We start from the raw sequence: 5644 nt of genomic DNA, 5'->3' as shown, positions 1-5644 counted from the left end.
AGCTAGAGCCAGCTGATCAGTAGAGCGTGACGAAGGCCGGAAACAGCATGCCGGTCGCCCGGAAATGCTCGACCAGTTCGATGGCCGGGAAGATGGCGAGGAAATAGAGCCCGTCGAAAAACGTGCGCTTCAAAGCCCGCGTCGAGAACTGCAGTTCGTCATCGTCGCGGTAGAGCAGCGGGTTTGGCCAGAACCGGGGCGTGCTCTTGGTGTAGGCAAGATAGGCTGGGCCGAACTTGCCGAGCAGAAATTCGGCTTCCTTGCGCGCCGTGACGCGAAAGATGAAAAAGCTGGCAAGGCCCAGCGCCACGGCCGTCATCAGCGAGCCGTAGAGCAATCCAATGCCGACCGCGCCGACCGTCGAGAAGAAATAGAGCGGGTTCTGCGTGGTCGAGAACGGTCCCGTCGAGACCAGTTCCTCGTTCTTCTTGCCGCCGACATAGAGAATGCTCCACAGCCGCCCGACGACACAGACGAGCACCAGGCAAAAGCCGAAGAATTCGAGCGTTTCGTGCCCGTCGGAGCCCTCGCTCAGCCCCGGCTTGGTGAGAAACAGCAGCAACACCGCCAGCGCCGCCGCAACCCGCACGAAGATCAGGCGCTTGCGCTGGTCGAAGGCCTGGGAAACCGGCTTGAGGGTAGCGTAGGTCATTTGGTGTTTCCTGGGGCACTGACGAGTGCCCGTGAGCAATGGGCATGACATTGATGGCGGATGAAAGGCGCACGCCCTCTATCGGCGCAGCGCCGGGCGTTCGTAAAGGACTTTGCGCGGCCCACGTCCATTCTTACGAATTTGTATGCCGCCGGACAGGCCGGCGTGAACTCGTTTGCTTACGCTGCGCGGATCGCCACCGCCGCAACCGTCGACCTCAGGACTTCAGCCATGCTCGCGCCCAACAGGCAACAACCCGCCCCACCGAGCCACAACAGAGTTCCCGACGTCACTCTCGATTTCTGGGTGATCAAGTTGATGGCGGTCACCACCGGCGAGACCGCGGCGGACTATTTTGCCGACACGATCGGGCTTGGGCTGACCGTCACCTCGCTGATCATGACCGGCATCCTGATCGCTGCCCTCGTCCTGCAGTTTGCGCAGAAGCGTTACGTGCCGTGGGCCTACTGGCTGGCGGTGGTGCTGATCAGCATCGTCGGCACCCTGGTGACGGACAATCTCGTCGACACTTTCGGCGTGCGCCTGCAGACCACGACCATCGCCTTCTCGGTTGCGCTCGCCGCGACATTCGCGGTCTGGTACGCCAGCGAACGGACGCTGTCGATCCACACCATCTTCACCACCAGGCGCGAAATCTTCTACTGGCTGGCGATCCTCTTGACCTTCGCGCTCGGCACCGCCGCCGGCGATCTCGTCGCCGAAAGCTTCGACATGGGCTACCTCACCACAGGCCTGCTGTTCGGCGGCGCCATCGCGCTCATCGTGCTGGCCTACTGGCTGCTCAATCTCGACGGCATCCTGGCCTTCTGGCTCGCCTATATCCTGACGCGGCCGCTCGGCGCCTCCTTCGGTGACCTGCTGTCGCGATCGGCCAGGCATGGCGGCCTGGGCTTCGGCACCATCTTCACCAGCCTGCTCTTCCTCGGCTGTATCATTGCGCTCGTCCTGCACATGACCCTGAAGGGGACAACCGACGAAGCCGATGAACTGTTGCTGGACCTGGACTAGGTGCAGGGCGGATGCGCTAGCATTGACAATTGCCGAAAACCCCACCGCTTCGGCCAATCGTGAACGTTCTAGCGCCACCATCCCTGCGCCTTCGTGACATCCTAGGAACAAGCCCGTGCCGGTGATAGCCTGTCCATCTCGGCAACGGACCGGACCTTTCATGCGACTGCTTCTCGTCGAGGACGACCACAGGACGGCCGACTATATCGTCAGGGGACTGACCGAGGCCGGCCATGTCTGCGATCTCCTGCGCAACGGCCATGACGGGCTGTTCGCGGCGACCCGGGGCAAATACGACGTGATCGTCGCCGATCGGATGATCCCCGGTCTCGACGGCCTGTCGATGGTCAAGGCGGTGCGCGCCGCCGGCGTGCGCACGCCGGCGATCTTCCTCACCTCCGTCGGCGGCATCGACGACCGCGTCGAGGGGCTCGAGGCCGGCGGGGACGACTATCTGGTCAAGCCCTTCGCCTTTTCCGAACTCCTCGCTCGCATCAACGCGCTTGGCCGGCGGCCGGCGGCGCAGGAGCAGAAAACCGTCCTACGGGTCGCCGACCTCGAAATGGACCTGATCATGCGCCGCGTCACGAGGCGGGGCCAGCCAATCGACCTGCAGCCGCGGGAGTTCAGCTTGCTGGAAGTGCTGATGCGCGGCGAAGGCCGCGTCATCACCCGCACCATGCTTCTGGAGCGGGTCTGGGATTTTCATTTCGATCCCAGGACCAGCGTCGTCGAGACCCATATCAGCCGGCTGCGGGCCAAGGTCGACAAGCCCTTCGAAACCCAACTCATCCACACCGTCCGCAACACCGGCTACAGCCTGCACGCGCCATGACCGGAACCTGGTCCCGCCTGCTGCGCAGCACGCCATTCCGGCTTGCCCTGACCTTCGCCTTCCTGTTCGTGCTGGCCTTCGTCCTGTCTGGCGCCATCGTCTACCAGATGATGAGCGCCGATCTTGCCGAGCGGCTCGACGACACCATCAAGGAAACCTACGCGGTCGTCGCCGCGACCTATGCCGAGAACGATCTCAAGGAGCTGGTTGAGACCGTCGGCAGCCACTCCCTGCGCAGCCTCAAGAAGGAGCAGCTGTTTTCGTTGACCGACGCAACGGGCAATCGCCTGGCCGGCAACTTCACCGCGGCAGGGCTTCCCGACGGCTTCTCGATGTTCGACACCGAAATGCCCGGCGTGCCGCCCGGCGCCGAGTACCGCGCCTATTCCGGCCCGGTCGGCGGCAACACGCTGACCGTCGCCTTCAGCCTTTCCGAGACGGAGGAGCTGGAGAGGATCGTGCTGATGAGCTTTGGCTGGGGAACCCTGATCATCACCGGGCTGGCGGTCGCCGGCGGCGCCCTGCTCGCCTCGCGCGTCCAGCGCCGTCTCGACGGCATCGCCGCCACCATGGTGGATGTCTCGCATGGACGGCTGGACACCCGCATTCCGCTGACCGGCAAGGGCGACGACATCGACATCGTCTCCAGCCAGGTCAATGCCGCGCTCGACCGCCTGTCGGCGCTGGTCGAAGGCATGAAACAGGTCAGCGCCAACATCGCCCACGATCTGAAGACGCCGCTCAACCGGTTGCAGATGATCCTCGACACCGCGTCGGAAAAGAACCTGTCGGGCCGGAAAATCGCCGCTGAACTGGCGGAGGCGCATGCCGAGAGCCTGCAGATCAACGAGACCTTCGATGCCCTGCTGCGCATCGCGCAGATCGAGGCCGGCGCCCGCCGGGCGCGGTTCACCGATGTCGATCTGGGCGAGGTGCTGCAAACCATCGCCGAGATCTATGCCGATGTTGCCGAGGACGACGGAAAGTCGCTGTCGTTGGCGCAACCACAGGAAACGACGGACCGGATCCATGGCGATCGCGAGCTGCTGACGCAGATGTTCGCCAATCTGGTCGAGAACGCGTTGCGCCATTGTCCATCGGGCACGACGATAAAGCTGTCGGTGGCGCGCCAGGACGAACGCGTCGTTGCGGGCGTCGCCGACAACGGTCCCGGCATTCCGGCGGCAGAGCGCGAGAAAGTGTTCCAGCGGCTCTACCGGCTGGACCACAGCCGCTCGACATCAGGCAGCGGCCTCGGGCTCAGCCTTGTCCGGGCCATCGCCGATCTGCACGGCGCATCGATCACGCTCGAGGATTGCCGACCGGGACTTGCGGTGGTGGTGCGTTTTCCGCTGGCTACGGATTAGCCGGCGAAACGGCTGGTGCTGTTCAAGCCCAGCTTGGGTTGAGAGGTCCCCTCACCTATCTATCCGCGTCGACAGGATGATCGACGACAGCGTCCGCTCGACTCCATCCATGGCGCCGATCTGATCGAGCAGCATGTCGAGGTCGCGGATTGATGGCGCATCGACGATGACGATCATGTCGAAATTGCCGCTGACCGAATGCAGCGTCCTGACCGTCGCCAAACCGCGCAGGCCGCGCACCACCTTGTCGGCAAGCTTGGGCGTCACGGTGAGCAGCACATGCGCCCGCACCAGCCCCTGCTCATAATCCGGCGCCAGCCGCACGCCGTAGCCTGATATGATGCCGCGCTGCTCCAGCCGTTCGATCCGGCTCTGCACGGTTGTCCGCGAGACGCCAAGCCGCCGCGCCAGCTCGGCGGTCGAGGCGCGCGCATTCTCGCGCAGCAGCGAAAGCAGGGTCTGTTCGGCATCGCTGAGCATTTCGACGATTCTTCTCGGCGGACTGACCAATCAATGGGTTCGTTTCGTACAGAACCACGCTTCCTTTCGACGGGCAAGCTGCGAATCTGTGCTCACAACCAGTGAGGGATTTGTCATGAAGAAAATTGTCGTTGTCGGCGCCGGCAAGATCGGCTCGACCATTGCCGAGATGCTCGCCGCCACGGGAGATTATCAGGTCACGCTCGTCGACCGCTCGGCAGCACAGCTCGCAGCGGCCGAAGTCCCGGCCACGGTTGCGACGCTGGAGCTCGACATCGAAGCGTCCGGCACGCTTGAAGCCGCACTCGCCGGCAAATTCGCGGTGCTCAGCGCCGCTCCCTTCCATCTGACCACCCGCATCGCCGAGGCGGCGGCCAGTGCCGGCGTGCACTATCTCGACCTGACCGAGGACGTCGTCTCGACCCGCCGCGTCAAGGAATTGGCGCGTTCGGGCAGAAGCGCCTTCATTCCGCAATGCGGCCTGGCGCCGGGCTTCATCTCGATCGTCGCCAACGATCTCGCCAGCCGGTTCGATTCGCTGGAAAGCGTGCGCATGCGCGTCGGCGCCCTGCCGCAATACCCGTCCAACGCGCTGAACTACAATCTCACCTGGAGCACCGACGGCGTCATCAACGAATATTGCGAGCCCTGCGAGGCGATCGTCGAAGGCGAGCTGGTCGAGGTGCCGCCGCTGGAAGAGCGCGAGGAGTTCTCGCTCGACGGCGTCACCTACGAGGCATTCAACACCTCCGGCGGCCTCGGCACACTGGCCGAGACGCTGAAGGGCAAGGTGCGCACGCTCAACTACCGCACCATTCGCTACCCCGGCCACGCCGCGATCATGAAGGCGCTGCTCAACGACCTCGGCCTGCGCCATCGCCGCGACGTGCTGAAGGACATTTTTGAAAGCGCCCTGCCGGCGACATTGCAGGACGTCGTCATCGTCTTCGTCACCGTCTCCGGCCGCAAGAACGGCCGCCTGCTGCAGGAGACCTACGCCAACAAGGTCTATTCCCAGCGTATCGGCCAGGTGGTGCGCAGCGCCATCCAGATCACCACGGCGTCCGGCATCTGCGCCGTGCTCGACATGCTGGCCGACGGCAGCCTGCCGGCGACCGGCTTCATCAAGCAGGAAGACATCGCGCTGGACGCGTTTCTAGCCAACCGTTTTGGCCGCGCCTATGCCCAGCACGAAATGGTGAGTCGGCTGGCGGGGTGAAGCGGCGTGTCTCTCTTGTGGAGAGGCGGGCGGGACAGTGCCCCCCCTCTGCCCTGCCGGGC

6 protein-coding genes are annotated in these 5644 nt (G+C 64.2%); 4 read left to right on the top strand and 2 right to left on the bottom strand.

Going from position 1 to position 5644, the window contains the following annotated elements:
• Positions 1–16: 16 nt before the first annotated feature.
• The gene (locus EN969_RS14320) at positions 17–652 is read right to left on the bottom strand and encodes an isoprenylcysteine carboxylmethyltransferase family protein (RefSeq protein ID WP_063169592.1); all 636 of its coding nucleotides are present in this window, start codon (positions 650–652) and stop codon (positions 17–19) included.
• Positions 653–883: 231 nt separating this feature from the next.
• On the opposite strand from EN969_RS14320, the gene EN969_RS14315 reads away from it, so the two are divergent.
• The 3 genes from EN969_RS14315 to EN969_RS14305 all read left to right on the top strand — a co-directional run bounded on the left by EN969_RS14315 (position 884) and on the right by EN969_RS14305 (position 3883).
• The gene (locus EN969_RS14315) at positions 884–1681 is read left to right on the top strand and encodes a hypothetical protein (protein WP_063170407.1); all 798 of its coding nucleotides are present in this window, start codon (positions 884–886) and stop codon (positions 1679–1681) included.
• Between the two features lie 160 nt (positions 1682–1841).
• Complete coding sequence (locus EN969_RS14310; protein WP_013528748.1) at positions 1842–2516, top strand: winged helix-turn-helix domain-containing protein; 675 nt, start codon at positions 1842–1844, stop codon at positions 2514–2516.
• Positions 2513–3883: a HAMP domain-containing sensor histidine kinase gene (locus EN969_RS14305; protein ID WP_024504077.1), complete on the top strand. Its 1371-nt coding sequence runs from the start codon at positions 2513–2515 to the stop codon at positions 3881–3883. The genes EN969_RS14310 and EN969_RS14305 overlap by 4 nt, the downstream gene beginning before the upstream one ends.
• A gap of 51 nt (positions 3884–3934) precedes the next feature.
• Here the strand turns inward: EN969_RS14305 and EN969_RS14300 are convergent, their stop codons facing one another.
• Positions 3935–4363, bottom strand: coding sequence for an Lrp/AsnC family transcriptional regulator (locus tag EN969_RS14300; RefSeq protein ID WP_013528746.1), 429 nt, complete (start codon positions 4361–4363; stop codon positions 3935–3937).
• Between the two features lie 115 nt (positions 4364–4478).
• On the opposite strand from EN969_RS14300, the gene EN969_RS14295 reads away from it, so the two are divergent.
• Positions 4479–5582, top strand: a complete 1104-nt coding sequence (locus EN969_RS14295; RefSeq protein WP_024504078.1) for a saccharopine dehydrogenase family protein — start codon at positions 4479–4481, stop codon at positions 5580–5582.
• Positions 5583–5644 lie beyond the last annotated feature (62 nt).

Origin of the sequence: Mesorhizobium sp. M7A.F.Ca.CA.003.01.2.1 (genome assembly GCF_003998945.1) — a bacterium.
GTDB lineage: Bacteria > Pseudomonadota > Alphaproteobacteria > Rhizobiales > Rhizobiaceae > Mesorhizobium > Mesorhizobium ciceri.
The sequence above is the reverse complement of the archived record's forward strand: the minus strand, read 5'-3'. Positions and strand labels throughout refer to the sequence as shown.

Bases quoted from the DNA above. Each gene is read 5' to 3' on its own strand.
- EN969_RS14320 (WP_063169592.1), bottom strand. From the start codon at position 652: ATGACCTACGCTACCCTCAAGCCGGTTTCCCAGGCCTTCGACCAGCGC.
- EN969_RS14315 (WP_063170407.1), top strand. From the start codon at position 884: ATGCTCGCGCCCAACAGGCAACAACCCGCCCCACCGAGCCACAACAGA.
- EN969_RS14310 (WP_013528748.1), top strand. From the start codon at position 1,842: ATGCGACTGCTTCTCGTCGAGGACGACCACAGGACGGCCGACTATATC.
- EN969_RS14305 (WP_024504077.1), top strand. From the start codon at position 2,513: ATGACCGGAACCTGGTCCCGCCTGCTGCGCAGCACGCCATTCCGGCTT.
- EN969_RS14300 (WP_013528746.1), bottom strand. From the start codon at position 4,363: ATGCTCAGCGATGCCGAACAGACCCTGCTTTCGCTGCTGCGCGAGAAT.
- EN969_RS14295 (WP_024504078.1), top strand. From the start codon at position 4,479: ATGAAGAAAATTGTCGTTGTCGGCGCCGGCAAGATCGGCTCGACCATT.